Annotated in this window: 29 protein-coding genes and 1 tRNA gene; 7 read left to right on the top strand and 23 right to left on the bottom strand. The window is 71.6% G+C overall.

Annotated features, from left to right (window positions below):
* Nucleotides 1-211: hypothetical protein (locus ACH0BZ_RS07450; protein WP_406897397.1), on the top strand; the 211-nt coding region annotated here is incomplete at its 5' end.
* A gap of 294 nt (nt 212-505) precedes the next feature.
* Here the strand turns inward: ACH0BZ_RS07450 and ACH0BZ_RS07445 are convergent.
* Together ACH0BZ_RS07445 and tgt are read right to left on the bottom strand one after the other, a co-directional pair.
* On the bottom strand, nt 506-1,168 hold the full coding sequence (locus tag ACH0BZ_RS07445; protein ID WP_406897396.1) for a hypothetical protein: 663 nt from the start codon (nt 1,166-1,168) through the stop codon (nt 506-508).
* Nucleotides 1,169-1,186: 18 nt separating this feature from the next.
* Nucleotides 1,187-2,494, bottom strand: coding sequence for a tRNA guanosine(34) transglycosylase Tgt (tgt, locus tag ACH0BZ_RS07440; protein WP_406897395.1), 1,308 nt, complete (start codon nt 2,492-2,494; stop codon nt 1,187-1,189).
* Between the two features lie 90 nt (nt 2,495-2,584).
* Between tgt and ACH0BZ_RS07435 the strand changes: the two genes are divergently transcribed.
* Nucleotides 2,585-3,178 (top strand): TetR/AcrR family transcriptional regulator, encoded by a 594-nt coding sequence (locus tag ACH0BZ_RS07435; RefSeq protein ID WP_406897394.1) that lies wholly within the window; start codon nt 2,585-2,587, stop codon nt 3,176-3,178.
* 64 nt (nt 3,179-3,242) lie between these two features.
* Here the strand turns inward: ACH0BZ_RS07435 and ACH0BZ_RS07430 are convergent.
* The 4 genes from ACH0BZ_RS07430 to ACH0BZ_RS07415 form a co-directional block, all read right to left on the bottom strand.
* Nucleotides 3,243-3,333 (bottom strand) — tRNA-Ser (locus ACH0BZ_RS07430).
* 50 nt (nt 3,334-3,383) lie between these two features.
* Complete coding sequence (locus ACH0BZ_RS07425; protein WP_406897393.1) at nt 3,384-3,581, bottom strand: CsbD family protein; 198 nt, start codon at nt 3,579-3,581, stop codon at nt 3,384-3,386.
* Between the two features lie 84 nt (nt 3,582-3,665).
* A complete protein-coding gene (locus ACH0BZ_RS07420; protein ID WP_406897391.1) occupies nt 3,666-4,148 on the bottom strand; it encodes a nucleoside deaminase in 483 nt (160 codons plus the stop codon).
* 13 nt (nt 4,149-4,161) lie between these two features.
* Entirely contained in the window at nt 4,162-4,680 is a 519-nt protein-coding gene (locus ACH0BZ_RS07415) for a tRNA adenosine deaminase-associated protein (protein ID WP_406897389.1), read from the bottom strand.
* A 36-nt stretch (nt 4,681-4,716) separates the two neighbouring features.
* On the opposite strand from ACH0BZ_RS07415, the gene ACH0BZ_RS07410 reads away from it, so the two are divergent.
* On the top strand, nt 4,717-5,670 hold the full coding sequence (locus tag ACH0BZ_RS07410; protein WP_406897388.1) for a prephenate dehydrogenase: 954 nt from the start codon (nt 4,717-4,719) through the stop codon (nt 5,668-5,670).
* A gap of 21 nt (nt 5,671-5,691) precedes the next feature.
* On the opposite strand, the gene ACH0BZ_RS07405 is transcribed toward ACH0BZ_RS07410, so the two are convergent.
* Together ACH0BZ_RS07405 and ACH0BZ_RS07400 are read right to left on the bottom strand one after the other, a co-directional pair.
* Nucleotides 5,692-6,273 carry a putative glycolipid-binding domain-containing protein gene (locus ACH0BZ_RS07405; RefSeq protein ID WP_406897387.1) on the bottom strand — a complete coding sequence of 194 codons (582 nt, stop codon included), beginning with the start codon at nt 6,271-6,273 and terminating at the stop codon, nt 5,692-5,694.
* A 91-nt stretch (nt 6,274-6,364) separates the two neighbouring features.
* Nucleotides 6,365-7,666 (bottom strand): cytochrome P450, encoded by a 1,302-nt coding sequence (locus tag ACH0BZ_RS07400; protein ID WP_406897386.1) that lies wholly within the window; start codon nt 7,664-7,666, stop codon nt 6,365-6,367.
* A 204-nt stretch (nt 7,667-7,870) separates the two neighbouring features.
* On the opposite strand from ACH0BZ_RS07400, the gene ACH0BZ_RS07395 reads away from it, so the two are divergent.
* Both ACH0BZ_RS07395 and ACH0BZ_RS07390 read left to right on the top strand, forming a co-directional pair.
* Complete coding sequence (locus ACH0BZ_RS07395; RefSeq protein ID WP_406897384.1) at nt 7,871-8,500, top strand: hypothetical protein; 630 nt, start codon at nt 7,871-7,873, stop codon at nt 8,498-8,500.
* Nucleotides 8,501-8,550: 50 nt separating this feature from the next.
* Entirely contained in the window at nt 8,551-9,117 is a 567-nt protein-coding gene (locus tag ACH0BZ_RS07390; protein WP_406897382.1) for a PGPGW domain-containing protein, read from the top strand.
* Here the strand turns inward: ACH0BZ_RS07390 and ACH0BZ_RS07385 are convergent.
* Nucleotides 9,104-11,515 (bottom strand): glycoside hydrolase family 65 protein, encoded by a 2,412-nt coding sequence (locus tag ACH0BZ_RS07385; RefSeq protein ID WP_406897380.1) that lies wholly within the window; start codon nt 11,513-11,515, stop codon nt 9,104-9,106. The two genes, ACH0BZ_RS07390 and ACH0BZ_RS07385, sit on opposite strands and share 14 nt — an antisense overlap.
* 283 nt (nt 11,516-11,798) lie before the next feature.
* On the opposite strand from ACH0BZ_RS07385, the gene ACH0BZ_RS07380 reads away from it, so the two are divergent.
* Complete coding sequence (locus ACH0BZ_RS07380) at nt 11,799-12,257, top strand: hypothetical protein (RefSeq protein ID WP_406897379.1); 459 nt, start codon at nt 11,799-11,801, stop codon at nt 12,255-12,257.
* Here ACH0BZ_RS07380 and ACH0BZ_RS07375 read toward each other — a convergent pair.
* Nucleotides 12,212-13,195, bottom strand: a complete 984-nt coding sequence (locus ACH0BZ_RS07375; protein ID WP_406897378.1) for an ADP-ribosylglycohydrolase family protein — start codon at nt 13,193-13,195, stop codon at nt 12,212-12,214. The genes ACH0BZ_RS07380 and ACH0BZ_RS07375 overlap by 46 nt on opposite strands.
* A 271-nt stretch (nt 13,196-13,466) precedes the next feature.
* Between ACH0BZ_RS07375 and ACH0BZ_RS07370 the strand changes: the two genes are divergently transcribed.
* Nucleotides 13,467-14,303, top strand: a complete 837-nt coding sequence (locus ACH0BZ_RS07370; RefSeq protein WP_406897377.1) for a tyrosine-type recombinase/integrase — start codon at nt 13,467-13,469, stop codon at nt 14,301-14,303.
* Here the strand turns inward: ACH0BZ_RS07370 and ACH0BZ_RS07365 are convergent.
* The 13 genes from ACH0BZ_RS07365 to ACH0BZ_RS07305 form a co-directional block, all read right to left on the bottom strand.
* Complete coding sequence (locus ACH0BZ_RS07365; RefSeq protein WP_406897376.1) at nt 14,300-14,722, bottom strand: hypothetical protein; 423 nt, start codon at nt 14,720-14,722, stop codon at nt 14,300-14,302. The genes ACH0BZ_RS07370 and ACH0BZ_RS07365 overlap by 4 nt on opposite strands.
* A 12-nt stretch (nt 14,723-14,734) precedes the next feature.
* The gene (locus tag ACH0BZ_RS07360) at nt 14,735-15,025 is read right to left on the bottom strand and encodes a hypothetical protein (RefSeq protein WP_406897374.1); all 291 of its coding nucleotides are present in this window, start codon (nt 15,023-15,025) and stop codon (nt 14,735-14,737) included.
* Nucleotides 15,026-15,029: 4 nt separating this feature from the next.
* Nucleotides 15,030-16,436 carry a hypothetical protein gene (locus tag ACH0BZ_RS07355; RefSeq protein WP_406897372.1) on the bottom strand — a complete coding sequence of 469 codons (1,407 nt, stop codon included), beginning with the start codon at nt 16,434-16,436 and terminating at the stop codon, nt 15,030-15,032.
* Nucleotides 16,433-18,445: a hypothetical protein gene (locus tag ACH0BZ_RS07350; RefSeq protein WP_406897371.1), complete on the bottom strand. Its 2,013-nt coding sequence runs from the start codon at nt 18,443-18,445 to the stop codon at nt 16,433-16,435. Before ACH0BZ_RS07350 ends, ACH0BZ_RS07355 begins: the two co-directional genes overlap by 4 nt.
* Nucleotides 18,446-18,598: 153 nt before the next feature.
* Nucleotides 18,599-18,880 carry a hypothetical protein gene (locus tag ACH0BZ_RS07345; RefSeq protein WP_406897370.1) on the bottom strand — a complete coding sequence of 94 codons (282 nt, stop codon included), beginning with the start codon at nt 18,878-18,880 and terminating at the stop codon, nt 18,599-18,601.
* Nucleotides 18,881-18,901: 21 nt separating this feature from the next.
* Nucleotides 18,902-19,279 carry an HK97 gp10 family phage protein gene (locus ACH0BZ_RS07340; RefSeq protein WP_406897368.1) on the bottom strand — a complete coding sequence of 126 codons (378 nt, stop codon included), beginning with the start codon at nt 19,277-19,279 and terminating at the stop codon, nt 18,902-18,904.
* 4 nt (nt 19,280-19,283) lie between these two features.
* Nucleotides 19,284-19,703: a hypothetical protein gene (locus ACH0BZ_RS07335; protein ID WP_406897367.1), complete on the bottom strand. Its 420-nt coding sequence runs from the start codon at nt 19,701-19,703 to the stop codon at nt 19,284-19,286.
* Between the two features lie 12 nt (nt 19,704-19,715).
* Nucleotides 19,716-20,066 (bottom strand): hypothetical protein, encoded by a 351-nt coding sequence (locus ACH0BZ_RS07330; RefSeq protein ID WP_406897365.1) that lies wholly within the window; start codon nt 20,064-20,066, stop codon nt 19,716-19,718.
* Nucleotides 20,063-20,410, bottom strand: a complete 348-nt coding sequence (locus tag ACH0BZ_RS07325) for a hypothetical protein (protein ID WP_406897364.1) — start codon at nt 20,408-20,410, stop codon at nt 20,063-20,065. Before ACH0BZ_RS07325 ends, ACH0BZ_RS07330 begins: the two co-directional genes overlap by 4 nt.
* Nucleotides 20,411-20,412: 2 nt before the next feature.
* Entirely contained in the window at nt 20,413-22,041 is a 1,629-nt protein-coding gene (locus ACH0BZ_RS07320) for a hypothetical protein (RefSeq protein ID WP_406897363.1), read from the bottom strand.
* The gene (locus tag ACH0BZ_RS07315) at nt 22,038-22,343 is read right to left on the bottom strand and encodes a hypothetical protein (RefSeq protein ID WP_406897362.1); all 306 of its coding nucleotides are present in this window, start codon (nt 22,341-22,343) and stop codon (nt 22,038-22,040) included. The genes ACH0BZ_RS07320 and ACH0BZ_RS07315 overlap by 4 nt, the downstream gene beginning before the upstream one ends.
* 197 nt (nt 22,344-22,540) lie before the next feature.
* The gene (locus ACH0BZ_RS07310) at nt 22,541-23,266 is read right to left on the bottom strand and encodes an N-acetylmuramoyl-L-alanine amidase (RefSeq protein WP_406897361.1); all 726 of its coding nucleotides are present in this window, start codon (nt 23,264-23,266) and stop codon (nt 22,541-22,543) included.
* Nucleotides 23,263-24,369 (bottom strand): phage portal protein, encoded by a 1,107-nt coding sequence (locus ACH0BZ_RS07305; RefSeq protein WP_406897360.1) that lies wholly within the window; start codon nt 24,367-24,369, stop codon nt 23,263-23,265. The genes ACH0BZ_RS07310 and ACH0BZ_RS07305 overlap by 4 nt, the downstream gene beginning before the upstream one ends.
* Nucleotides 24,370-24,381 lie beyond the last annotated feature (12 nt).

Raw genomic sequence — 24,381 nt, 5'->3', positions numbered from 1 at the left:
GACCACCCCCTCCAGGAACGCCTCAGCCAGCAACGGCAAGTGCTCGAACAACTGCACCGCTGCCCGCAACCGATATCGCATTGTCGCCGCCGTCACCGGCGCCGCCACACACCACCGCGCACACGTCACCGCCGCCGCATCCGCCCGCAGCCGCTCGAGCCCCGGCGCCAGAGCACCGGCCCGCTCCCGGGACAACCGGGACTCCTCCTGACCGAACGCCCGGAACAGGGCCAGCCACTCCCTCGCCTCCGCCCGATGTCGCTGACGCACCACCTGCGCCAGGTCCCCCGGATCCCCACCGAACTCACACGCCGGCGAGGACTCCGGCACCCCCGCACCCGACCCCCGAACCGCCATCACAACCCCCGGACTCGCTCACCTGTTCGATACACCACGACGGTACGACACGGGTACGACACGATCGCGAAACCACCCGTCAACAGCACAAAAGCCCGGCGAGGGCAGGAAAGCCCCGTGAGGGCAGGAACGAGAGCGAGCGAAGCGGTCAGCTCCGGGTCTCGACCGCCACCCGCAGGTACACCATCAGGTGCGCGCGGATGACGGACTCCCGCTCCGCCGCGCCCGCCTCGGGCCCGATCGCACGCCCCGAGGGGCCGACCGGGAGAGCCGCCACGGCCTCGCGCAGTCGCTCGGCCTGCTCGGGCCCGATCCCGTACAACGCGCCGTCGTCGGCGACCGTCTCGACCGCGTCCCGGAGCGCCACCCCCTCGGCCGGCCCCACCTGCTCGGCCACGTAGGCGACCACCGGCTCGAGGGGGACCGGGAAGCCCTCGTCGATCTCGTCGAGGTCCTCGTCCCACTCGTCGTCCTCCCGGTCGCCGTCGAGGAAGGCCGCCACCTCCTCGGCCTGGTCTGCCAGCAGGTCGAACAGCATCTGCTCGGCCATGCCGGTGCCGGGCCAGGCGTGCTCGCGCTCGTCGAACGGCAGCGCGGCCGCGCGCGCGATCATCCGGTCGGCCTTCTCCGCGTCCCCCTCGGAGAGTCGGCGCAGCGCCTTGGTCAGGAGGTTGACGGCCGCCTCGTGGCTCGCCTCGCTGAACGGGGCGAGAGCGGCGTCGCGTACGTCCGGGTGGGTGCCGTACGGCGACCGACGCGCCATGTCGGCGAGGAAGTGCTCGGGCAGTCCGGTCTCGGGATCGCGGCTCATGCCCCCAGCCTGCCCGCCTCAGCGTCTCCCCGCCGCGTACCGGCCCAGGAAGTCCTCCTTGAACGCCAGGTATTCCCCGGGCCCCGCCGCCATAGCGGCGCGGATGTCATCCACGAGCCGCACCACGAACGCCAGGTTGTGCAGCGTCAGGAGCGTGGAGCCGAGGAACTCCTTGGCCTTGAACAGGTGGTGCAGGTAGGCGCGCGAGTAGTCGCGGGAGACCTCGGACGGCCCGGAGGGGTCGAGCGGGGTGTGGTCGTGGCGGAACTGGGCGCGGGTGATGTTGACCCGGCCGTCGAGGGTGTAGATGCCGCCGTGCCGGGCGAGCCGGGTGGGGGCCACGCAGTCGAAGGTGTCGGCGCCATTCTCTACGGCGGTGAAGATGTCCTCGGGCTCGCTGATCCCCAACAGGTGTCGAGGGCGATCCTCGGGTAGCTCCTCGGCGCACCAGCCCACGATGGTGCCGAGGTTCTCCTTCTCGAGCGCCCCGCCGATGCCGTAGCCGCCGAACCCGCGCCGCCCGTCGGATTCGGCGCGGTCGCTCATCTCCACGAGCCCGCGGACGGCGTGCCGGCGCAGGTCCTCGAACTGCGCGCCCTGGATCACGCCCCACAGCGACTGCCCGGGCCGGTGGGTCCGCTCCTCCGAGAGGCGCTGGTGCTCGTCGAGGCAGCGCTGCGCCCACCGGCGGGTCCGCTCGACCGAGCTCTCCTGGTACCTGCGCGTGTTCATGAGCGTGGTGAGCTCGTCAAAGGCGAAGAGGATGTCCGCGCCCAACGCGTGCTGGATCCGCATGGACACCTCGGGGGAGAACCGGTGACGGGAGCCGTCGAGGTGGGAGGTGAAGGTGACGCCGTCCTCGTCGACCTCGGCCAGCCGCCCCTGGCCCTTGTTGGTGGCGGAGTCGTCGGGTGCGGGGGCGGTGCCCGCGCTCATCTCGATGACCTTCTTGAACCCCACCCCGAGGCTCATCACCTGGAAGCCGCCGGAGTCGGTGTAGGTGGGCCCGTGCCAGCGCATGAACTCGCCGAGCCCACCGGCGGCGTCGACGACCTCGTGGCCCGGCTGCAGGTAGAGGTGGTACGCGTTGGCGAGCACGGCCTGGGCTCCGGTCGAGCGGACCTGCTCGGGCGTGAGGGTCTTGACCGTCGCCTTGGTGCCCACCGGGATGAACGCCGGGGTGGCGATCTCGCCGTGCGGCGTGTGGATGACGCCCGTGCGGCCGCCGGCGGTGCCGTCGAGGACCATCCGCTCCCCCACGTCGAAGGTGGTGGCGCGGGGGGCGGGAGGGGTGTCCGGGGCGGGGGACGTGCTGGGATCCGACATGGGGACATCGTGGCACGGCCTCGGCGCGGCGCACCGAGGCCCTACGATGAGTCGGCGGACGGGACGACGACGAGGGAGGCGAACGCGGACATGACCGTCACCGGCGGGCGGCGCCTGTCCCGCGAGGAGCGCCGCGAGCAGCTCGTCACGCTGGGGCTGAGGCTGCTGGAGACCGTGCCGTTCCGCTCGCTCTCGATCGACGACGTGGCGGCCCGCGCCGGGATCTCCCGGAGCCTGCTTTTCCACTACTTCCCCACCAAGCGCGACTACCTGGGCGCCGTGGTGTGCGCGGCGGTGGACCACGTGCTGGACGTGACGGCGGTGCCCGAGGGCACGAGTGCGGCGGACGGTACTCGGGCGATCGTCACCGCCCTCGTCCGCTTTATCCAGCGGCGACGCGACAACTACGTGGCGATCATCCGCTCCGGCCGCTCGGTGGACCCGGCGCTGGAGGAGGTGGTGGACGCCATGCACCACACGCTGAGCCTGCGGGTCCTGGAGAGCATCGGCGTGCCGGACCCCGGGCCCACCGCGCTCATGCTCACCCGGTCGTGGCTGGCCGGCGTCGAGGAGGCGGCCCTGCTGGCGGAGAAGTCGGGGCTGCGGCAGGAGATCGTCATCGAGTCCTCATTGGTGGCGCTGCGCTCCGTCTCCGGGATCCCGCGGCCGCCGGCCACCCCCTAGCAGGGAACGACACCAGTAGGGCACGAAAAAAGCCCCCCACCTGCTCTGACAGGTGGGGGGCCTCTGGCGGTGGCGGTGGGATTTGAACCCACGGTTGGGGGTTACCCAACACAGCATTTCGAGTGCTGCACCTTCGGCCGCTCGGACACGCCACCGCCGGAAAGGCTACTAGACGGGGGCGCTCATCCGAAAATCGGGGCCGCGATCAGCCGCCGGTGAGCTTGTCCGCCGCGCGGTTGGCCTTGTCCTTGAGCTTCTCCGCGCCCTGCTTGATGTTGGCCGAACCCTGGTCGGCCTGGCCCTCGGCCTGCAGGTCACGGTCGCCCGACGCGGCGCCGACCGACTCCTTGGCGCGGCCGCCCAGCTCCTCGGCCTTGTTCGAGAACTTGTCTCCCACACCCATGTGGTTCTCCTCTCGATCACGGTGCCGGGTATCGACACCTCTTGTCTGCCGACCGTACGAGCGCGGGCGCGTTCCCGCCACCGCTCACCGCCTGGCGCGGAAGAAGTCCTCGAGCAGGGCCGCGCACTCGGCCTCGAGGACGCCGCCGCGGACCTCGGGCCGGTGCACGAGCCGGCGGTCGCGCACCACGTCCCACAGGGACCCGCACGCGCCGGTCCTCGGCTCCCAGGCGCCAAAGACGATCCGGCCGACCCGGGCCGCCACCGCGGCGCCGGCGCACATCGTGCACGGCTCCAGGGTCACCACGAGCGTGCAGTCCTCGAGCCGCCAGCCGTCGCCGAGGGCCACCGCGGCGGCCCGGAGGGCGCGGATCTCGGCGTGGGCGAAGGGGTCACCGTCGGCCTCGCGACGGTTGGTGCCGGAGGCGAGCTCACGGCCGTCGGGGGCCATCACCACGGCACCGACGGGCACGTCCTCCGGCGGGGCCGCGGCGGCCACCTCGAGCGCGCGGCGGAGCAGCGCCTCATCGGCGGCGCGGGGGCTCGTCGGCGCCGCCCGCCCGCTCACGCCCACCCCCGGTTCACGACTCGGGCGCGTGCTGCTCGAACTCGTCCGCGAACCCCATGCGCTCGGCCACGGACTGCAGCTGCTCGTCGGCGTAGAGGTCGGTCTCGGAGGTGATGATCTCCAGCACCCCGGCGGGCAGACCCAGGTCCTCGAGGATCGCCATGTCGCCCTCGGCCCACGGGTCGGTGTCCTCGAGCTCGTCCTCGGTGAGGTCCGGCACCTCCTCGTTGAGCTCGTCGAGCACGTCCTCGGCGAGGTCGTAGTCGAGCGCCGCGGTGGCGTCGGAGAGCATGAGGCGCATCCCGGACGGGCCGGGACGCAGGATCACGAAGAATTCGTGGTCCACGTCCACCAGACCGAAGGAGGCGCCCTCGATGCGCAGCGCCCGAACCTGCCGGGCCGCGTCGTGGAGGCTCGTCAGCGCCGAGTCCTCGAGCCGCAGGACCCGCCAGGCGGTACCCTCCTGGATCACCCCGAGGGCGTAGCCGGTAACGGCGTCGTCGCTGGAACCACGGTCGGGGTTGCTGGCCATGGGCTCAACCGTAGTCGGCTGTGAGAACCTTGTCAGGTGGCAGACACAGCGACGGATCCGCGGCCCGTGTGCGTGCTCGGGGTGGGCCTCATCGGCGGCTCGCTGCTGCGGGCGTTGGGCCCCGGCGGTGCGTTCGGCTGGAACCGTTCGGCGACCACCGCGCGGGCCGCGACGGCCGACGGGGCGGACGTCTCGACGGACCTGCCGGCGGTGCTGCACCGTGCCGCGGAATCGGACGCCCTCGTCGTCGTCGCCGTCCCCCTCCCCGCACTGGGCGCCGTGCTCGACGCGGTGGCCGGCCACGCGCCCGGCGTCGCGTTGACCGACGTGGTGAGCGTCAAGGCGCCCGTCCTCGCCGCGGTCCGCGCGCGCGGGCTGGGGGCGCGGTTCGTGGGCGGGCACCCCATGGCCGGCACCGCGGACTCGGGCTGGGCCGCCACGGACCCGGAGCTGTTCCGCGGGGCGACGTGGCTGGTGGCCGCCGATGACGACGCCGACCCCGACACCTGGGCGCGCGTCGCCGGGTTGGCCGGGCGGTGCGGCTCCCGGGTCGTGGCGGCGGCGTCGCCCGAGCACGACGCCGCCGTCGCTCGCATCTCGCACCTGCCGCACGTACTCGCCGAGGCCCTGGCCGTCTCCGGCGCCGCGGGGGGAGCGCTCGCACTGGCCCTGGCGGCCGGCTCGTTCCGCGACGGCACCCGCGTCGCCGGCACCGCCCCCGACCTCGTGCGCGCGATCTGCGAGCCCAACCGCGACGCGCTGCTGCCGGTGCTGGAGGAGTGCCTGTTGCTGCTCACCGCGGCGCGGGATTCCCTCCGTGACGACGACGAGCTCGGCGCCCTCGTCGACGGGGGCCACCTCGCGCGCGCCGCCTACGAGGCGTCCGCCGCGGGGACGGCCGAGCCGGTGGTGGTCGTGCCGGGGACGCCCGGATGGCTCGAGACGGCCCGCGGGGCGGGCGCCGAGGGGCGGGCGGTCAGGCTCGGCTGAACGGGTCCTGCGGCCGGCCGTTCAGGCCCGTCGGCTGAGCCCCGCGACGTCGAGGATCATGCCGTCGGGGTCGACGGTTGCGCTGGTCGAGGCGGTCGCGGTGATGCCGTGGACCTGCTCGTCGTCGCTGGTGAAGGTGACCGAGTCCTCGGAGACCTCGAGCGTGAGCGAGTCCACGGAGAGCACCCGCTCCTCGACGGAGCCGGGCTGGGCCTGCAGGTCCAGGCGGCGGATGATGAGGCTGGCAAAGAAGACGCTGTAGGTGATGTCCACGTCAACCACGCCGGTACCGCCGACGCGGGAGCGGGTGTCGGTGGGGTCGTCGAGGAGCCACTCGCCCTCGCCGTCGCGCACCAGGTCGATGGTGCGCTCGTACTCCTCGGTGGTCACGGTGAGCTGCACGCGACGCAGAGCCTGGCCCGCGTCGATCTCGGCCTCGTACTCCAATGAGAACGCCACGTGGTCGGGATGCGCCGCGGAGACGATCCGGCCGCGCGCCCGGGCGACCCCGCCCCGGCGGACCACACGCACCTGCTCGATGACCCGGCCCGTGTCCGAGATCCACGTGTACATGCGGGGCGCCGACGGCTGAGAGGAGTTCACAGCTCCAACGGTAGGAAATTGCACGCCGATTCGCACATTTCGCGCCGTCCCGCTCCCGGATCGTCACCCGCCGGCGGCGGGGTCGCGCGCGTCAGCGCGGAGACAACTCCAGCCGGGCGCGCCGCCACGGGTAGAGGGTGACGTTGCGCGCCCGCGGCCACTCGCGGCCCGAGCCCACCGGGTCGAGCCGGTAGCGCTCGAGAATCTGCCGCAGGATCACCTCGCCCTCCATGAGGGCGAACGAGGCGCCGATGCAGCGCCGGGCCCCGCCGCCGAACGGCAGCCACGTGGTGGGCGAGGGCACCTCACCGAGGAAGCGGCCCGGGTCGAATTCGCGCGGCGACGGGTAGGCGGCCGGGTCCCGGTGCGCGAGGACGATCGACGGCGAGATGGTCACCCCGCGCGGGTAGGGGCGGCCGCCGAGGGTCGTGTCCTCCTGCAGCTCGCGCATCACCATGGGCACCACCGGGTGCAGGCGCAGCGACTCCTTGAGTACGGCCTCGAGGTACGGCAGCTCGCCGCCCTCGGCGACCTCCGCGACGCACCGGTCCTGGATCGCCGGGTGCCGGGCCAGCTCGAGCATCGACCACGCCATCGCCGTGGCCGTGGTCTCGTGCCCCGCCGCGACGAGCGTGACGAGCTGGTGGTGCAGCTCGGCGTCCGTGAGCCCCTGCGCGTCCTCCGCGGACGCGCGGACGAGCAGCGCCAACAGGTCGCGACGCTCGGTGAGCCCCGGGTCGCGGCGGGCGTCGGCGATCTCCTCGCGGAGAAAGTCGGCCAGCACCTCGAGGTCGCGGAGCTCACGGCTCCACGGCCATACCCGGTGCAGCGCGGGGATGCCCAGGCCGATCATGACGACGGGCCCGGCGTCGACCGCGCGGGCCACCACCGGGCGGATCCGATCGAGCCGCGCGGAGTCGGTGACGCCGAAGACCACGCGGAGGATCACCTCGAGCGTGAGCTGGTTGAGCAGGACGTGCGCGCGGACGCGGCCCGAGCGCGGCCACGTGTCGAGCTGCTGGGCGGTGACCTCCTCGACGAGCGTGCGGTACCCGGCGATCTCGCGGCGGCCGAACGCCGGGGCGAGCAGGCGGCGGGCGCGGGCGTGTTCGTCGCCGTCCTGGAGCAGCAACGAGTGGTCCCCGAGGATCGGCCGCAGCAACTCGTTGCCCTTGCCCGCGTGGAAGACGGACGGCGAGCCGGCGAACACCTCGCGGACGTGCGCCGGGTCGGACACCGCCACGATCGGCCGCCGTTCCGGCGCGAGACGGAGCGTGAAGGGCACGCCGTACCGACGGGCCACCCGCGGGAACACCGCCACCGGGGCGGCGAGCGTGGCGAGTGCCTGCACCATGCCGGGCAGGCGGGGTCCGGGCGGGAGGGTGTCGGTCATTCCCCCACCGTACGAGGGGCCGTCGTCGGCCGCACACGGGTTGACGAGGACAACGGCGGATTACCGTGCACGGCCCGGCCGCTGCGCCGGCCGAGCTGGGCCCGCGTGGCGGGCGGGCGGCCCGGGGCCGCGTCACCGGGTGTCCGCCGAGTGTTCACCGGCAGGGCCTCGTCGTGGTCAGCCGGCGCTCCTAGGGTGACCGCCATGGCTCTGCTCCCCGTGGACCTGGACGCGACCCCCGACCACATTGTGGACTTCCTCGCCGTGGACGCGGCCGTGCGCGCCGCCGTCGGCGTGGAGCACCCCGCCCCGGCGGCCGCCGCGCTCGACTGGGCCGGCGCGGACGGCGTGTGGATGTCCCTCGTGCGCCCCGGCGACGGCCGGGCCCTGCTCACCGGCTGGCACCACGAGTTCTCCCTCACCGAGGGCAGTGGCCGGGCCGGCGAGGCGGGCACCGACCTCGTGGGCGACGCCCCGGGCTGGTGGCGCCGCGGCGTCGAGCACGCCCGCGCCCGCGACGCCTACCTCGGCTTCCTCTACGGCTGGGACGGATCCACGTGGTGGCGGCTCGACCAGCCCACCGACGACGGGTTCGACCCGGAGATCTTCCCCGTCACCCCGCACGCGCTGCGGGAGATCATCGACGAGCTGGCCGACGACACGCTCCTCGAGGCCCCCGACCCGGAGGCCGTGGACGCGCTCCTCGCCGCCGGGGCCGGGCTCACCGCCGACCACCTGGCCGCCGTACTGCGCTCCGCGGACGGCTGGCCCGAGGTCGACACCGCGGCCGGGGTGCGGGCCGCCCGCGCCTACCGCACCCCCGTGTCCGCCTGAGGCCCGGGTAGGGGCTCCCCGAGCGCGCCGGTTTCTGCCACCATGGTCCCGTGGGAAGACTCGGCGCCGCCGCCGCCAAACGCCTCGCCCTGGAGATCCTGGGCTGGACGTTGGTCGTGCTCGGGATCGCCGCCCTCTTCCTCCCGGGCCCCGGCCTGCTGACGCTCTTCGCCGGCATGGTGCTGCTCTCCCAGCAGTACCCGTGGTTCGAGAAGCGGGTGGACCCCGTCAAGCGTCTCGCCATGGAGGGCGCGTCCAAGGGCGTGCAGACGTGGCCGCGCGTCACCGGCTCGCTCCTGGGCATCGCCGGTCTCGCCGGGGCGGGCGTCCTGTGGGGCGAGCACCCGCCGTCGCCCGCGTGGTGGCCCTTCGACCCCGAGTGGTGGTTCCCCGGGGGCTGGGGCACCGGCGTCAGTTTCCTCCTCTCGGCGGCAATCGGCCTGGGCCTGCTCATCTACTCGATCAACCGCTTCCACGGCCGGCCGTACGACCACGCGCTCGAGCAGCGGCGGGAGCGTGTCCGGCACGCGCGGATCCGCCTCGAGAAGGAGGAACGCCGGCTCGCGCAGGAGCAGCACGGGCCGGCGTCCGGGCAGCCGGGGCTCACGCCAGGCTGAACGTCTCCGTGGCCCCCACCTCGAGCATCCGCTCCTCGCCGCGCACCCGGATCCGCACCGGGCCGGCGTCGATCACGCCGTCGCGGTGCTCCACCGCCACGTGGTCCCGCATCACGGTCACCCGCAGCGGCGAGCGCAGGTAGGTCATGCTGTAGCTCACGCCGTCGATGCCGCTCGGCAGGTTGGGGTCGAACTGCAGGGCCCCGTCGCACACGCGCATCCCGGCGTAGAATCGCTGCAGCAGGTCCACGGTGCCGGACATGACGCCCATGTGGATACCCTCGCGGGTCGTGCCGCCCTGGATGTCGTTGACGTCGCTGCCCAGCGCCACCTTGAACCGCTCCCACGAGCTGTCGGGGTCGAAGCGGGCGAAGACGCCGGCGTGGGTGATGAACGACAGGGTCGACCCGTGCGAGGTGCGGTGGTCGTAGTACTCGACGTTGCGCTTCGCGGCGTCGGCGGGGAACTCGTAGCCGAGCCGGTCGAACACCTCGCGGAGCTCGTCGTCCGGGAAGAGGAAGAACAGCATCACGACGTCGGCCTGCTTGGCCAGCTTGTAGCGGTCCGGGGTGTCGCCCTCGGCCTTGAGGATGCGGTCGAGTCGCTGGATGTTGCCGTACCGGGCGCGGTAGGCGTCCCAGTCCAGCTCCTCGAGGTCCTCGTAGCCCTCGAACTGGCTGATGATCCCGTCGGAGTGGAACGGGATGTACATCTTGCGGCTCATGTCCCTCCACCGCGCGATCTCCTCGTCGCGCAGCTCGAGCCTGGCCCGCACGGCGTTGGCGCGCGGCGCCGGGAGCAGGTCGAGCAGGTTCGCCGCGATGTCGCACATCCACGCCACGAACACGTTGGTGTACGCGTTGTTGTGGAGGCCGCCCTCGTCGGAGTCCGGGTACTTCTCGTGGTACTCGTCCGGGCCCATGACGCCGTGGATGACGTACCGGCCCCGCTCCTCGTCGAAGTGCGCGATCGACGCCCAGAACCGCGCGATGCCCAGCATGAGCTCGGCGCCCCGGTACTCGAGGAACATCGTGTCCTCGGTGACGGTGAGGTACTGCCAGATGTTGTAGAAGATCGCGGCGCTCACGTGCCGCTGATTGTGCGAGAGGTCCTCGTGCCACTGGCCCGAGACCGGGTTGAGGTGCAGCGTCTGCGTCTGCTCCGTGCCCAGCGAGCCACTCTGCCAGGGGAACATGAAGCCGTCGTAGCCCTCCGCCCGCGCGGCCGCCCGCGCCTCCGACAGCCGGCGGTAGCGGTACATGAGCAGGCCGCGGGTGACGTCCGGCATGCGGAACGTGAGGAACGGGTAGACGAACATCTCGTCCCAGAACACGTGACCGCGGTAGGCCTCGCCGTTGATCCCGCGGGCGGGGACACCCGCGTCGAGGTCCGCCGTGTTGTGCGAGCACACCTGGAGGATGTGGCTGATGTGCACGCGGATGAGGTGCTGCGCCTCCGCGTCGCCGTACACCTCGACGTCACAGGCCTGCCACAGGCGCTTCCACGACGCGGCGTTGTGCTCGAGCGCCGAGTCGAACATCCGCGCCCGGGCCACCGACCGGTGGGCCCGGACGAGGGTGTCTCCGGTCGCCGGGTCGCGCGAGGTGAAGATCGTGACGGCCTTCTCGATGCTGGTCGGCTCGCCCTGCGTGAGGTCCAGGTGCAGGGTCTGCTGGATGTAGTCGTCGTCCCGGTAGTCGTCGCGGAAGACGTCCGTGTGGCGGCCGCCCTGGAAGACCAGGGTCCGCGCGGCGACGCTGATGAACACCTCGGACTGGCGCGTGCGGGTCTTGAGGCCGATCACCTCGGGCTCGAACATCTCCGTGCGCTCGGTGCGCAGGTGGTGCTGGGCCAGGGCGCGGTAGCGGGGCACGCCGTCGTTCTTCACCCCGCCGTCGATCGCCGTGACGACCTCGGCCCGGCCCGACCAGTTGACCGGGGTGATGGTCCACTCGAGGTAGGCGTGGTGCAGGCTCGCCATGGAGACGAAGCGGCGGCTGAGCAGCTCGGTCTCGCGGCCGGTCTTGTCGCGGAACCGTAGGCGCCGGGTGAGCACCGCCGTCTGCAGGTCCAGCTCGTGGTGGTAGTCGAGCAGCTCGATCTCCGACATCCGGAGGACCTCGGCGCCGTCGATCCGCAGCTTCATGGGCAGCCAGTTGGGGAGGTTCACCAGGTCCTCGTTGTGGACCGGGACGCCGCCCATCATGGTGGCGGCGCTGTTGAAGACGCCGTGGATGTACGTGCCCGGGTAGTGGACGCCGTCGGCCTCCTCCCACTCGGCCGCGCCGCGGGTGCACATGTAACCGTTGCCGGTCGAGGTGAGGGTCTCGCGCAACCCTTCGTCGTCGGGGTCGAACCCCGTGTAGGCGAGTGTGGTGTCGGCGGTCTGCTCGGTCATGTCGTCCTTCTCGGATCCGGTGGCTGGGCGTCTCGCACCTCCGACACTATCCATCCGGGACGACCTCGTCCGCGTCCCGCGTGGTCCGGCCGGCCGCCACCAGGAAGACGCGACGTCGCCCCGGCCGATATGGCCCCGATCACAACAGGAACCGTCCGAATTCGTTACATCGGCCAAACCCGGAGTTCACATTCGCGGAGTATGATCTGGGTCACAGTCAGGGCGGTCCCGGTCCGCGCCGCGGGCCCCGCCGTCGGCTGGTGTGACGGAAGAGGGGTGTGCCATGACCGTCCAGCTCATCGAGATCACCGATGACGTCGCCGATCGGTTCCACGTCCTCACCGAGCCCGCGCCGTGCCAGATCGGGGACGCGCGGATGATCATCGTGGACCTGCTCGGCACCGAGCCCTCGTGGCCACTGGCGGTGCTGGTGGACCACGTGTGCACGGCCTACGCGCCGGACGGCGAGCGGCTTCAGGTGGACCTGCGGTGCCGGGAGGGCCTGGCCGACGACGACCTGCGTGACGAACCCGCGCTCCGGCGGGTGCGGTGGGTCCGCGCCACCCGGCAGGCGCTGCGCGAGCTCACCGACGCCGGCGAGGTGCGGTGGAGCCTGCCCTCGGACGATCCCGACGAGGTGGACCACCCCGAGGTCGAGGTGCTCATGTCCGGCCGCGAGCCGCGCGCGTTCCGGATCTACGTGGGTGAGCCGCTGCCCGACGGGTCGGTGTCGCTGGCGTAGGTCACCAGCTCGTCGCCGGTCAGCCCCGGGTAGCCGTGGCAGATCCGCCGCCACTCACCCGGGACCGCCGCGGCGCCCCAGCGTGCGCCGAGCAGCGCGCCGGCGATCGCGGCGACCGTGTCCGTGTCCATCCCGATACCGACCGCGGTGGCCAGCGCGGCCGGCAGGTGCCCGCCGGGGTCGCCGCCCGGTACGGGCGTGTGGTGGATGGACGACCACGCGGCCTGGAACGCCTCCACCACCCAGCCGTTGGCCGTGAACCGCTCGGGGGGCCCCTCCTCTGCGGCGTCGATGACGCCCGCCCAGTACGTGCGCGCCCCGGACTCGAGCAACTCCAGCCCGCCGCGGAGGTCGAACTCCGCGTGCCGGACGGCGTGGTCGATCGCCAGGCACCACAGGGCGCAGGCCTGGCCGGCGACCGGGTCGAAGTGGGTCAGCGCGCTCACCGCGTGGGCGGCTTCGGCGATGGCGGGCCGGTCACCGAGGTGCGCTAGCGCCACGGGTGCCGTCCGCATGAGCGAGCCGTTGCCGGCGGAGCGGCCCCCGCTGCGCTCGTGGTGCCGGGCGGTGGCCTCGGCGAGCCGCGCCGGCGTGGGTTCGGGGCCCGCGTCCCGCAGCACCGCCCGCGTCTGCACGCCGACGTCCGGCGGCCCCGAGTCCAGCCAGGCGCGGAAGTTCCGGGCGATCGCTGTGAGCGCCGCCTCCGAGCGCAGGTCGGCCCCGGTCGCGGCGACCTCGGCAACGCACCACGTCATGGCCGTGTCGTCGGTCCACTCCCCCGGCGCGAAGTCCCCGAGACCGCCGCCGATCATCCGCGGCCCCTCCGGGCCCAGTGGCGCGCTGCCGAACTCGTAGCCGGCTCCGAGCGCGTCCCCCACGGCCGCGCCGAGAAGCGCCCCCGCGGCGCGGTCGTGCCACCTCGACGTCGTTCCCGTCATCTCCCCGCCTCCCTGATCTCGCGCTGCCGCGCCCGCCTCGCCGCCGCTGCACGTACGGTGCGCACACGAGTACACCCCGCCACCGGAGTCTCGGCCGGTGGCGGGGTGTACTGCGTTCTGTGCGCCCGAAGGGACTCGAACCCCTAACCTCTTGTTCCGGCCGGTCGGACCGGCCGACCAGCGGCGCGGGCCGCGTGGTACGCCTGCCGGTTAGTGAGCCTAGAGTGGCCCCCGTGATTCCCCGCCGGGTGGGATAGGTAAGGCTTACCTCATGGCCACGGTTCCTGTTCCGGCCGCGTGGGTGGCGGCCGTCGAGTTGTTTCTTCTCGCGCTCACGGCGGGCGGATCGCCGGCGACCACCAGGGCGACGCGCCGGGCGCACTTGCATCGCATGGGCCGACTTCTCGGCGGGTCCCCGTGGGAAGTCGAGCCGGCGCGACTGGTCGAGGTGTGCGGCCGACAGGACTGGGCCGTCGAGACACGGCGCGCGGTGCGCTCGACGCTGCGGGCGTTCTATGCCTGGGGCGTGGCGGCCGGCCACGTCGAGGCCAGCCCCGCCGAGGCGCTGCCGAGGGTGCGGCCGGCCACGCCTCGGCCCCGGCCGGCGTCGGAGGCGGCTTATCAGGCGGCCCTGTCGGCGGCGCGGTCGCCGCGTGATCGGCTCATGCTCAGACTTGCGGCCGAGGCCGGTCTACGTCGCGCCGAGGTCGCCGGCCTACACACCCGGGACGTGGTCGAGGACCTCGACGGGTACAGCCTGCACGTGGTCGGTAAAGGCGGGCGGGCGCGGGTGGTGCCGCTGTCGCGGTCGCTCGCGCTGGACGTGCGCGCGTTCGCCCATGACGGCGGCGGGCGCGGGTTCCTGTTCCCCGGCGCGGCCGGCGGTCACCTGTCGCCGAGGTGGGTCGGTAAGGTCGTCCGGGACCTGTTACCGGACGGGGTGACGATGCACCAACTACGGCACCGGTTCGCCACCCGGGCGTATGCCCATGACCGGGACACGTTCGTGGTCCAGGCGCTACTCGGCCACGCCTCGGCGGACACCACGCGCCGGTATGTGGCGGTTCCGGCGGCCGGTCTGCGGGCCACCGTCGAGGCCGTCGCCTAGGCCTTGACGATCGACCATTCACCGATGCACGTGGCAGAGAGTGCCCACGCCTTGAACAGGATCACGGCCCCGGCGTCGAGGTGACCGGACCAGGTCGCCTCGGAGACGGGGCTGGTACGCGGACCGCTGGCCAGGCGCCCTCCCGGCTGTTCGATGATTGCCTCTAGCTTTCCGCTGCCGGTTGCGGTTCGGGTGACGGTGTGCGTGATCGTGAACGTTCCCGACTCGGTGATGGTGTGCGTGTCCAGTTCGGCATATGAGAATCCGGGGGCCAGCGGTCCCCACGTCCCGGTCGCGGGGTAGTCCGACGGGGCGGTGGTCGGCCAGACCTTAGTGGCGGTGCCGTCGGCGTCGGTGATGTAGACCGCGCTCGCGGCCTGGGCGCCGATATAGACGGCGGTGGCGTCGGACAGGTTCACGGGGGTGTCTCCTTACGGGACGATGACGTAAAGCGTGTTCGGGGCGGGGGTGCCGGGCAGGGCGGTGACGGCCTGCATGGCGGTGATTCCGCCGGCGTTGGCGACGGCGCCGACCTCGGCGGCGGTCAGGGTGACGGCGCCGGTGGCGCCGTTGACGGAGGTGACCACCTGGGCGCCACTGCCGCCGGAGGCGATCGCGGCCTCGGTGGCCTCGGCCAGGGCGCGGACCGTGTTGGCGCCGTCGGCGATCGGGTCACCGGGCACCGGGTAGGGCAGGCCGTACAGAGAAGTCGATCCGGGCATGGGGTTACTCCTGGGGTGGTGCGACGGGCAGGGACCACGTTCCGGCGCCGAGGTCGGCCCATGTGATTGACGGGATGAAGTAGCGGCCGGCAGATGGATCGGCGCCCCACCGTAGATCGGTCGCCGGTAGGTGATTCCACCGGGTTTTGAATCCGACGGCCTGGGCGCCACGGGTGCGCCGTAGTTTCAGTTTGTGGCGCCACCTGCCCCGCGTGAACTGTAGGTCGCCCCCCTGTATGACGTGGGTGAGACTGAACCCGGTGGCACGGGTCCAGGGGCTACCGGTGAGGGCTATCGGTTGCGGTTCCTCCCATGTGCGGAGGATCGCGGCGGCCTGCGTCCACGAGGCGAACCCCCGGTCGGGCGTGGTGCTCACCTCGACGGGCGGGTGGTGCGGTCCCCGGCCCTCGGCCATGCCTCGCCGCTGTAGTTCGTCGGCGACCTCGGAGGCGGGGCCGACACCGGCCAGCCATGTCCGGTATTCGACAACGCGCGCGGGGTCGCCGGCGCCGGCGGCCGGATCGGATCGGATCGTCTCGACGTTGGTGTTCTGTTCGCCGTACCGGACCGACCACTGGTTGACCTGGTCGGTTGCTTGCGAGTCCATGTCGGCGGCGGTGGTTCGGGCCACTTGGCATCCGTCCAGGGTGGTCCCGGTCCACACCTGCCCGTCAAGGGTCTGGTTAGTGTCGATCGCGCGGATGGTGGTGGCGCCGTCGCCGAGGTCCATGAGGACGGCAGAAGTTCCGGCGGCGGGAACGGTCTGAATCAGATGAATCCCGGGGCCGTCCGGGACGAACTGGTGGTGATCGCCGGTAGTGGCGGCCATAGCGGCCAGGAACCCGTCCTGGTCGCCGGTGTAGGTGCTGGCATACAGCGGCATGGTGTCGAAATTGGACCACGTGCGCCAGGTCAACCCGATACCGGCCTGCGTCGTGCGGTACCGGACCGATGCCAGGCGGGCGCTATAGGTCTGGGCGGCCATGTTCAATGTCATCGGCCGGGTGCGTAATAGTATGCGCTGGTCGGTGGCGATGAGGTGGAGCATCCATCCGGTGACGTGACCGCGCGATGTTTCCATCGTCCGCTCGGTCACACTGATGTTGGTGATGAATCCCAGGAACAGGGTGGTCCGACCGGTGGGCGGGTTGATTTCCACAGAGAACCGTTTGCGGTATATCGACCCGTCCCGGATATACGGGATGACCACGCCGCCGGGGTCGAACAGGGTAGCCGAGGCCACGGCCGGCGGCGGTGTCTCCCATATACTGCTGCGTCCCCACCGGATCAGCACCGAGTCCAGCATCGTCCCCCGGTCGCCGTCGAGAACGGGCCGGCCGAGGTGGTCCACGGCGTCACAAGTCTGGGCGATCCCATCGATACGGATGGTGGGGGTAGGGTTGATCGTCACCGACGTCCCCCCTGCGCGCCGACCAGACCGCGCGTTCGGTCGGTGTACTCGATGACGTCCCTAATCTGGTCGGCGACGGCGACCGGGTCGAGGGCGCCGTTCACGGTGACGTTGTAGGTCACCGGCGAGGTCTGGGCGCGGCCGGCGGTGGACGGCGAGATGGTGCCGAGCCAGGTCGGGCCGGCGGCGGCGAACAGTACACCGGGCGGGGTGGCGGCGGCGCCGGTGAACTCGGGGTCGGCGGCGCCGGCGGACAGTCGACCGAACAGGCCACCGTCGAACACGTTGTCCCACGACGCGGCGGCCCGTGCCCACTCGATCATCCGCTGTAAGGCGCGGATCGCGGTCTGGACCGCGCGGGTCACGGCCTCGATCCACGACAGGGCCACGTCCATCCCGCCAGCGATCGCGTCGCCGGCCAGGGCGCCAGCGCGGCCGAGTAGGCCGGCCGGCTGTTCGGCCAGACCGAACGCGGAGGCCACCCCGCCGATGACGCCGCGGACCGCGCCGAGGTAGGCGGTCACGGTCTCGGCGGCGATCAGGGCGACCCGGCCCCACACCTCGGCGGCGGCGGCGGCGCGGTTGAATAGGTCGATGATCGGCCCGCCGGTGATGTTCGCGCGGTCGAGTTGGTCGGCGAGGGCGGCCACGGCCCACGCGGCCGAGTTCGCCGACGACGTCCAGGCGGCGCCCCACTCGGGCACGGTCGAGGTCTGGTTCTTGATGTGTTCGCCGACGGCGGCGGCGTTCCAGGCCAACCATCCGAGGTCGCCGGCGGCGCCGGTGAACACGCCGTCCCACGCGGTGCGGGCGGTGTCGGCGGCCTCGGTGGACTTGTCGCGGACGTCGTCCAAGTCGCCGCCGATCGACCCGGCGGCCAGCCCGAAGGCGATAGACGCGGCGCCAGCGGCGCCGGCCAGGGCGCCGGAGATGATCGCGGCCTCGATGCCGGCGGCCGTGGCCAGGCCGGCCAGCGAGGTGCCGGAGGCGGTCGCGGAGGTCGCCCACGCGGCGCTAGTCCCGGTCGCGGCGGTGGCGTGCGCGGTGGCGACGGTGCCGGCCGACGCGGCGGCGGTGGCGGCCTGCCCGAACCCGAACAGGGCGCCGAGGGTTTTCACCCCTGCGGAGACAGTTTTATAGAGTGCGATGCCCCACGAGATCGTCTTGATGGTGCCGATGATGCCACCGGCGACGATCAGCCATTTCTCGACGGCCTCCTTGTTCTCGGTGACCCACCGGGCCGCGTCGGCGAGGTGTTCGGCCAGGTCTGCCAACAACGGCAACAGGGCCATGCCGAGTTCGGCCTTAGCGTTCTCCCACTCGGCGGTCAATATCGCATACGATCCCGATGCGGTCTCGGCCTCGCGCGCGAACTGTCCCGACGAGTCGGCGGACTGTTCCATAATCATCGACCAGATCGCCTGTTGTTCGGCGGACTTCAGGGCGGCGCCCTCCAGGTCGCCGAGCCCCTGGGCGGCTAATCTGGCGTTGACGTCCGACTTGCGGATCGCTATCCCGTACTTCTCGATGGGGTCGAACTCGCCACGGAACGCGGCCGACAGGGCGTCAACGGCGTCGGCGGTCGACCCGCCGAACGTGGCGGCCAGGTCGGCGGCGCGGCCGATCAGGTCATCGGTCTTTCCGGCGAGTTCGTCCATCGGAACGCCGAGGTTCTTGAACTGGGCGCCGATCCGGGCCGCAAACTCGTTGTACTGTGTTTCGGACAGGCCGACCGACCGGGCCGACTGGTCGGCGAACTCGGCGACGTTGCTGGCATAGTCCTTGAACACGGACTCGACACCGCCGACGGCCTGTTCAGCCTGGGCGGCCGACTTGGCGGCCATGACACCGAGGCCGACGAGCGCGGCGCCGCCGGCGGTGGCGGCCCGGTCCACTGTCCCCCACGCTTTTTCGATCGCCTCGGTTTTCTTGGAAACCTTGTCGAACTCGGTGTTAGCCTTGCGTGCGTCGGAGATGATGTCGATTTTGAGGATCGCGGTCCGGGCCACGGGGTCACCGTCCTCTCATGTGGTCGGCCCGCTCGATTAACAGGGCCTGCATCGTCTCGATCATCTGCCAGTCATAGAACTCGGCCGGGGCGACGCCGGCCAGCGTGTGCGGTGCCATGCCCCATGACAGGGCGATCCCGGCGAGCGTGCGTTCTACGCTGCCGGCGGGGTAGGGTCCTCGGTCTCGGTGATGGTCTCGACCTCGGTGATCCGGGTGATGAGGTCCAGCATCGTCGTGTCGTCGGTGCGGTCGAGGACACCGGTGCGGATCAGGGCGCGGGTGGCGCCGTACGTCGAGAAAGCGATGTAGTCGTCACCGATCGCCTCGACGCCGAGGGTGGGGCGTGCCCACGTGAGGTAGCCGAACTGGTCAACGGGGCGCACGGTCACCGCGTGCTTCTCGCCGTTGTCAAGTGTCACGTTCAGGTCGGTCATGGTGATGTGTCTCCTGGTGGGTTAGGCGCCGGCGACCTGGTCTAGGGTGCGGTCTACGGCGGTCAGGTAGATCGCCGACCACGCCGGTTCGGTGGCCTGGGCGGCGTCGGTGAGGAACGGCTGGGCGGTGATATTGCGGGCCGGCCAGCCCCAGTGAATCGGCCCGCCGTACGGGACCGACTTGTAGCCGGCGCGGACGACGGCCCGGGTCTTGGTGCCCGATGGTCGGATGGTGCCGGCCAGGGTCCCCGATACGCGCGGGGCGGTGGCGCGCGCGCGGTCGGCTACGAGTTTCGCGGCGGCGGCGTGCGCGTCGGTCAGGGCTTGAAGGTCGGCGCCGGCCTGCCGGAGCGTGCGCCGGAGGCGGGCGCCGCCGTCGACCTTGACGGCCTGGGCCACGGGACTACTCGCCGGCCGACGCGGTCGACCAGGACGGGGTCGGGGTGCCGACGATGGTCCACTCGACGTCGTGGGTGTTGCGCTTCTTGACCTCGCCGCCGATCGGCAGGGGGCGGACGGTGACGTTTCCGGACACCGATGCGCCGTTGGTGGTGTTCGGGGTGTAGACGAACGGCACCGTCTTCCCCATGTTCTCCCACGAGTAGGCGGTCAGGCCGGAGGCCTTCAGGTCGTCCTGTAGGAACGTCGCCGACAGGGTGAAGGTGGTGGACTCCTCCCCGCCGACGGTGTCCCCACAGAGAACGTTGATGGGGTCCTCGGCGGTGGTGTTCGGGGTGATGGTCATGGACGTGGCCTGACAGGCGACGTCCTCCCCGCCGACGGTCAGGGTTCCGGGGCCGATGGTGATGAACGATGCGGGCATGGTGTGCCTTCCTCAGCAGTAGGTGACGGTGGTGGTGTAGCGGTACGCCGGCAAGGGTCCACCGGTGGACAGGGTCACGGCCTGGTCCAGGGCGACCGTCGTGCCGGGGTCGGGGCCGGCGGCGGTCATGGCCTTGTCCAACATTTCGGTCAGGTGGTCGTGGGCGGGGCGGGTGCCGGTGTCGGGGGCGATCAAGTACAGGTCGACCTCGATGCTGGACCCGCCGAGGGTGTCGCCGGGGTCGAGGGTGCGCGGCGACACCCATGCGCACGGGGGCCGGAGGTTGCGCGGTTCCAGGTCGGCGTCGACGCCGGCCTCATACAGGCGGGCGACCAGGGCGGTCAGGGCGTCTAGGTGGTTCATCCGATCCTCGGTGGGGTGTAGGTGCCGAGTCCTAGCAACATGGCGACGTCGGGGTCGTTGCGCTGGACGTAGACCGGGCCGAGGTCGCCGGCGGCCTCGACGCCCGCGGGGCTGTTGCGGCGCCGGATCAGGCGGCCGGCCAGCATGACCAGCCCGCGCGTCACCGATGCCGGATACCCGCCGGCCGGCGGGTCGCCGCGCCACCCGACGATTAGGGCGTTGACGGCGTCGCAGACCTGGGCGAGGGTGGCGGCCGATTCCTCCAGCGGGCCGAGCCACGCCTGCACAGCGGCGGGGGTCGCCAGGCCGAGGGCGTCGGGGTCGGTGGGCGCGGGGCTGGTCATGGTCAGGCGCCGAACTTGACGTTGACGAGTCCCTTGTCGGACGTGAGCAACTCGGAGTGATAGCCGAACACGGCGCCGTCGCGGCCACCGTGGGAAACATGCTCAGCCAGCACTCGGATCGGTACCGATCCGAGTTCGGAGAACTGGACGGCCTGCCGGGCGCCGACGGTGACCGCGCCGGGGGCGACGAACTCGGAGGCGACCCACCGGGTCGGGTCGATGCCGAGGACGTTGAGGAACTCGGGCGAGTCCAGTTGCGAGAAGTCCAGCAGGCTCAGCATGTCCTCGGGGTTGACCAGGACGAACGAGGCGGCGGTTCCCCGGGTGTCGATCTTGATACGCTGGGCGCCGATCGCGGCGGCGCGGAGCATGTCGGGGGCCGGGGTGGCGGATGAGCCGATACCGGTGACCTCGCGGGCGTTGCTGGTGATGAAGTCGGCCACGATTTCGTCGGTGACCCGCTTGTACGATTCGCCGAGTTTACGGAACCAGGCGTCGATGATCGCGGTCTGTCCAAAGTCCCAGTGAATCCGGTCGATGTCGGCGCCGAACGCGAGTCGCTTGGCCTCGGCGGTGACCTTCTCGAAGGCGACCGACCCGGTCGGAATCTCAGCCTTATCGCCGGCGTATTCGGCGATTTCGGGCGTGGTGGTCCACTTCCATCCGACGACGGTCGGGCTGGTGAGTTGAGTCTGGGTGACCAGCGGGACCACGGTGCGCTCATAGTCGGAGCCGTCCCACAGTTCGCCGAGCCACTTGGCGTTCTGGGTGTCCATCGTGGCGGTCTGGGTAATGTCGGCCAGGGCGGCGAACACGGTCTGATCGGTGCGGCCCGATCGGGCGGCGATCAGGGTGTCCACGACGCCGGCGAACGACAGGGCGGCCGGACGGGCGGCCATGTGCGTCAGGCCGGCCGGAGCGGCGGCGGGCCGGCGCGAGGCGGCCACGGCGGCCGGCGTGGCCTCGGCGGCCGGCGTGGCCTCGGCGGCGGCGTCGACCTCGGCCAGGCCGTCGGCGCCGAACGAGGCCTCGACGGCGGCGCGGGCGTCGTCGGCGTCACGGCCGGCGGCGATCAGGGAGCGGTACAGGGAAAGAGCATCCATAGCGGGGGTTCCTTCTGTGCGGGTGGTGCGGGCGGTGGCGTGGACTTCGATGACGCGGGCGTCATCGAAGGCGGGGACGTCGACCAGGGCGACGGCGTCCAGGTAGGCGTCGGTGATGGTGTGACCGGAGAACTGGACCTCGGACAACTCGACCGATACGGCGTCCCGGGTGCGTTCGAGGGCGTGGGACAGGGCACGGTCGGCCAGGTCCCCCGATCCGATTTTGAAGGTGCAGACCAGGCCGGCGTCGGTGTGTTCGGCGGCGACCAGGTGGCCTACAGATGTAGCACCCGGCTTGTTGCGGTGGTCGGTGAGTAGTTTGACGCGGGCCAGGTCCTCGGGCAGGCGCGGCGATCCCGGGGTGACGTCATAGTTACCCTGGGTGAGCCGTCCTCGACGGCCGTAGGGCAGGGCGAGGACGGTCAGTGTTCGGGACCGGGCCGAGGCCTCGATATCGGCGGTGTCCCCGGCGGTGGTGACGGTGACCGTGTCGCCGGCGACGGCCGGCGCGGTCGCCAGGACGGTCACCCCTTGCGGTGCTTTCCCCCTGCCGTCGGGTCGGCGGCCAGCCACGGGAGCCACTCGGCCAGCCACGCCTCGGCGCGCGGGTTCGCCGCGATCCGGGTGAGGGCGGCCGTCACGGCTAGGGACCCGGCGACCCACGGAATCGTCCGGTCGAGGTTCAACTCGCCGACGATCACGGGCCATAGTGGCACCAGCCCCCACGCGGCGGCGATCGTGGTTCGGAGCGTGGTCCGCCACGGCCGTTGTGTCTGCGTGGGCTGGTCGTCGGCCGGCGGGGTGGCGGGTAGGTGTAGGGGGTTGCTCATGCGAGTTCCTAGAGCGTTCGGCGGCGGTGACGATATCGGCGGCCCACACCGCGACGGCCAGGAACACGGCCGAGGCGCCGAGGACGACGCCGGCGACCAGGGCGAGGGCGGCGGTCATCGTCGGGCCTCGCGGTGTTCTGCGGAGACGACGCCGACCATGCTGGTGATGGTGGCGGCGATCACGAGAAGTGAGAACATCACTGGTCTGTCCTTTCCTCGATGCGGGCCAGTCGGGCGCCGAGGTCGGCCAGATAGTCGACCGGTGTCATGTGGTCGAGTTGCGGCCAGCCGGGGAACTCGCCGGGGTTCGGGGACCCGGTTAGCTGTTCGGTGAGGTCGTCCAGTTGGTGCGACTGCCGGGGGGTGAGTCCCATGTCGGTGTCCTCGGGGTCGGGGTCGGTGGTCAGGTGCTGGTACCAGTCAACGGCGGCGGCCATGAGGGCGGCGTGGTACTTGCCCCCCGGCGCCAGGTGGTAGGGGCACGAGGTGGCGGCGTAGTCGCGGTGAAACGTCACGTTACGGCCGGCGACCGGGGCGCCGAGGCCGTAGACTCGGCAGATCGCGCCGACCAGGCGGCCGGCCTCGGTCACGGCCGTGTCGGTGATCGGCCAGTCGGCAAGCTCGCCGCCGGAGTTAGACACCTCGACGCCGATAGAGCGACGGTTCACCACCTGATCGGCGGCGTGCCACGCGGTGTCCCGGTCCCACACCAACTGTCCGATGCGGCCGCCGGATTCGACCTGGTAGTGGGCCGACGCAGCGCGGGAGTATTGCCACAGTTCCCACACCGATTCCACGGTGTTGATGCCGGCGTTGTGGTGGACCACTACCTCGGAGATGGACGCGCCGGCGCGGCCGGCGGTGTAGCGGTGCGCGCCGACGAGTTTGACCACGTCGGCGTCGAGGGTCGCCCATGACTTCATCGGTCCACCTTCAGGTCCAGGGCGCCGCCGTCGGCGGGCGGCGGGGTGTGATCGTCGGGGGTCGATACGGTCGTCCCGACCGGGGTGACGTACCCGCCGAGGTCGAAGCGGACAGAGACGCCGGCGGCGACGACGTCGTCCATGCCCAGGCGCGCGGTCACCGCCGACATGAACGGGGCCAGGCCGTAGTCCAGGAACTCGGCGTTCCGGGACTGGACGGTCTGGTACGTCAGGGACGACGACGGGCCGGTGGCGTCGATCATGGCGGCCGGGATACCGATCGCGCGGGCGACGTCGACGGCGGCGGCGTTGCGGCCCTCGATCAACAGGTGTTCGGACGCGGCGCCGTGCTCGCGGAGTTCGATCGCGTGGTTGGTGTAGGCCACACCGCCGTTCTTGCCCCGGCGGGCCGCGGCCCACCGGGCGATCATGCGGTCGATTTCCTCATCCGACATGGGCGCGGTCGAGGTCTGGTGAAGTTCCAGGTTGGCCATTGGTGTCTCGGCGGCCGTGTCGGCGGCGCGGGCCAGGCGGTCGGCGTGACGCACGGCCCGGTCACCGTAGGAGAGCAGCCCTTCATCGAGGCCGGGGAACAGTAGGACGGTGTCGGGGTCGGCCGGGTCGCCGTCGAGCAGTATGTGACCGTCGGCGTCGAACGTCCACCGGGCGCGTGGGATACGTTCGGCGGCGGACACCTTGCCCGTGTCGGCGTACCGGCGCACGGCCCACAGTGACCAGCCGTAGAACAACAGGTCATCTATGGTCCAGAGTAGGCGGTGGTACGGCGACAGGGTCCCGTCGGAGCGGGTCAGGAACGGCGGCTGTTCGGCCAGCGGCTCGCCGTCCCGGTCGATGGCCACCAGTGGGAATCGCGGGATCGTGGTACAGATCAGGCGGCGGGAGCGGGCGACGGCCGGCACTTTCATGGCGGCCTCGCGGGTCATCGGCAGGCGGTCGGCGTCGAACAGATCGCCGGCGACGATCGGCTGTAGGTGGTTGGGCCTAGACCACGGCGAGGCCAGGGACACCGGCGCCGGCGTGGTCGTCGTCGCCAGCAGGTCGGGCAGGCGTGCCGCCGTGCGTAAGGTCTGGAAGATTCCCACGGACACCACTAT

Source organism: Dietzia sp. 179-F 9C3 NHS, assembly GCF_045369825.1.
In the GTDB taxonomy this organism is placed as follows: Bacteria; Actinomycetota; Actinomycetes; order Mycobacteriales; family Mycobacteriaceae; genus Dietzia.
This window is presented reverse-complemented; position numbering and strand designations above follow the sequence as displayed.

Excerpts from the sequence above, each read along its gene's own strand:
- ACH0BZ_RS07445 (WP_406897396.1), bottom strand. The coding sequence starts at position 1,168 with ATGAGCCGCGATCCCGAGACCGGACTGCCCGAGCACTTCCTCGCCGAC.
- tgt (WP_406897395.1), bottom strand. The coding sequence starts at position 2,494 with ATGTCGGATCCCAGCACGTCCCCCGCCCCGGACACCCCTCCCGCCCCC.
- ACH0BZ_RS07435 (WP_406897394.1), top strand. The coding sequence starts at position 2,585 with ATGACCGTCACCGGCGGGCGGCGCCTGTCCCGCGAGGAGCGCCGCGAG.
- ACH0BZ_RS07425 (WP_406897393.1), bottom strand. The coding sequence starts at position 3,581 with ATGGGTGTGGGAGACAAGTTCTCGAACAAGGCCGAGGAGCTGGGCGGC.
- ACH0BZ_RS07415 (WP_406897389.1), bottom strand. The coding sequence starts at position 4,680 with ATGGCCAGCAACCCCGACCGTGGTTCCAGCGACGACGCCGTTACCGGC.
- ACH0BZ_RS07400 (WP_406897386.1), bottom strand. The coding sequence starts at position 7,666 with ATGACCGACACCCTCCCGCCCGGACCCCGCCTGCCCGGCATGGTGCAG.
- ACH0BZ_RS07395 (WP_406897384.1), top strand. The coding sequence starts at position 7,871 with ATGGCTCTGCTCCCCGTGGACCTGGACGCGACCCCCGACCACATTGTG.
- ACH0BZ_RS07385 (WP_406897380.1), bottom strand. The coding sequence starts at position 11,515 with ATGACCGAGCAGACCGCCGACACCACACTCGCCTACACGGGGTTCGAC.
- ACH0BZ_RS07380 (WP_406897379.1), top strand. The coding sequence starts at position 11,799 with ATGACCGTCCAGCTCATCGAGATCACCGATGACGTCGCCGATCGGTTC.
- ACH0BZ_RS07375 (WP_406897378.1), bottom strand. The coding sequence starts at position 13,195 with ATGACGGGAACGACGTCGAGGTGGCACGACCGCGCCGCGGGGGCGCTT.
- ACH0BZ_RS07370 (WP_406897377.1), top strand. The coding sequence starts at position 13,467 with ATGGCCACGGTTCCTGTTCCGGCCGCGTGGGTGGCGGCCGTCGAGTTG.
- ACH0BZ_RS07360 (WP_406897374.1), bottom strand. The coding sequence starts at position 15,025 with ATGCCCGGATCGACTTCTCTGTACGGCCTGCCCTACCCGGTGCCCGGT.
- ACH0BZ_RS07345 (WP_406897370.1), bottom strand. The coding sequence starts at position 18,880 with ATGACCGACCTGAACGTGACACTTGACAACGGCGAGAAGCACGCGGTG.
- ACH0BZ_RS07335 (WP_406897367.1), bottom strand. The coding sequence starts at position 19,703 with ATGCCCGCATCGTTCATCACCATCGGCCCCGGAACCCTGACCGTCGGC.
- ACH0BZ_RS07330 (WP_406897365.1), bottom strand. The coding sequence starts at position 20,066 with ATGAACCACCTAGACGCCCTGACCGCCCTGGTCGCCCGCCTGTATGAG.
- ACH0BZ_RS07325 (WP_406897364.1), bottom strand. The coding sequence starts at position 20,410 with ATGACCAGCCCCGCGCCCACCGACCCCGACGCCCTCGGCCTGGCGACC.
- ACH0BZ_RS07315 (WP_406897362.1), bottom strand. The coding sequence starts at position 22,343 with ATGAGCAACCCCCTACACCTACCCGCCACCCCGCCGGCCGACGACCAG.
- ACH0BZ_RS07310 (WP_406897361.1), bottom strand. The coding sequence starts at position 23,266 with ATGAAGTCATGGGCGACCCTCGACGCCGACGTGGTCAAACTCGTCGGC.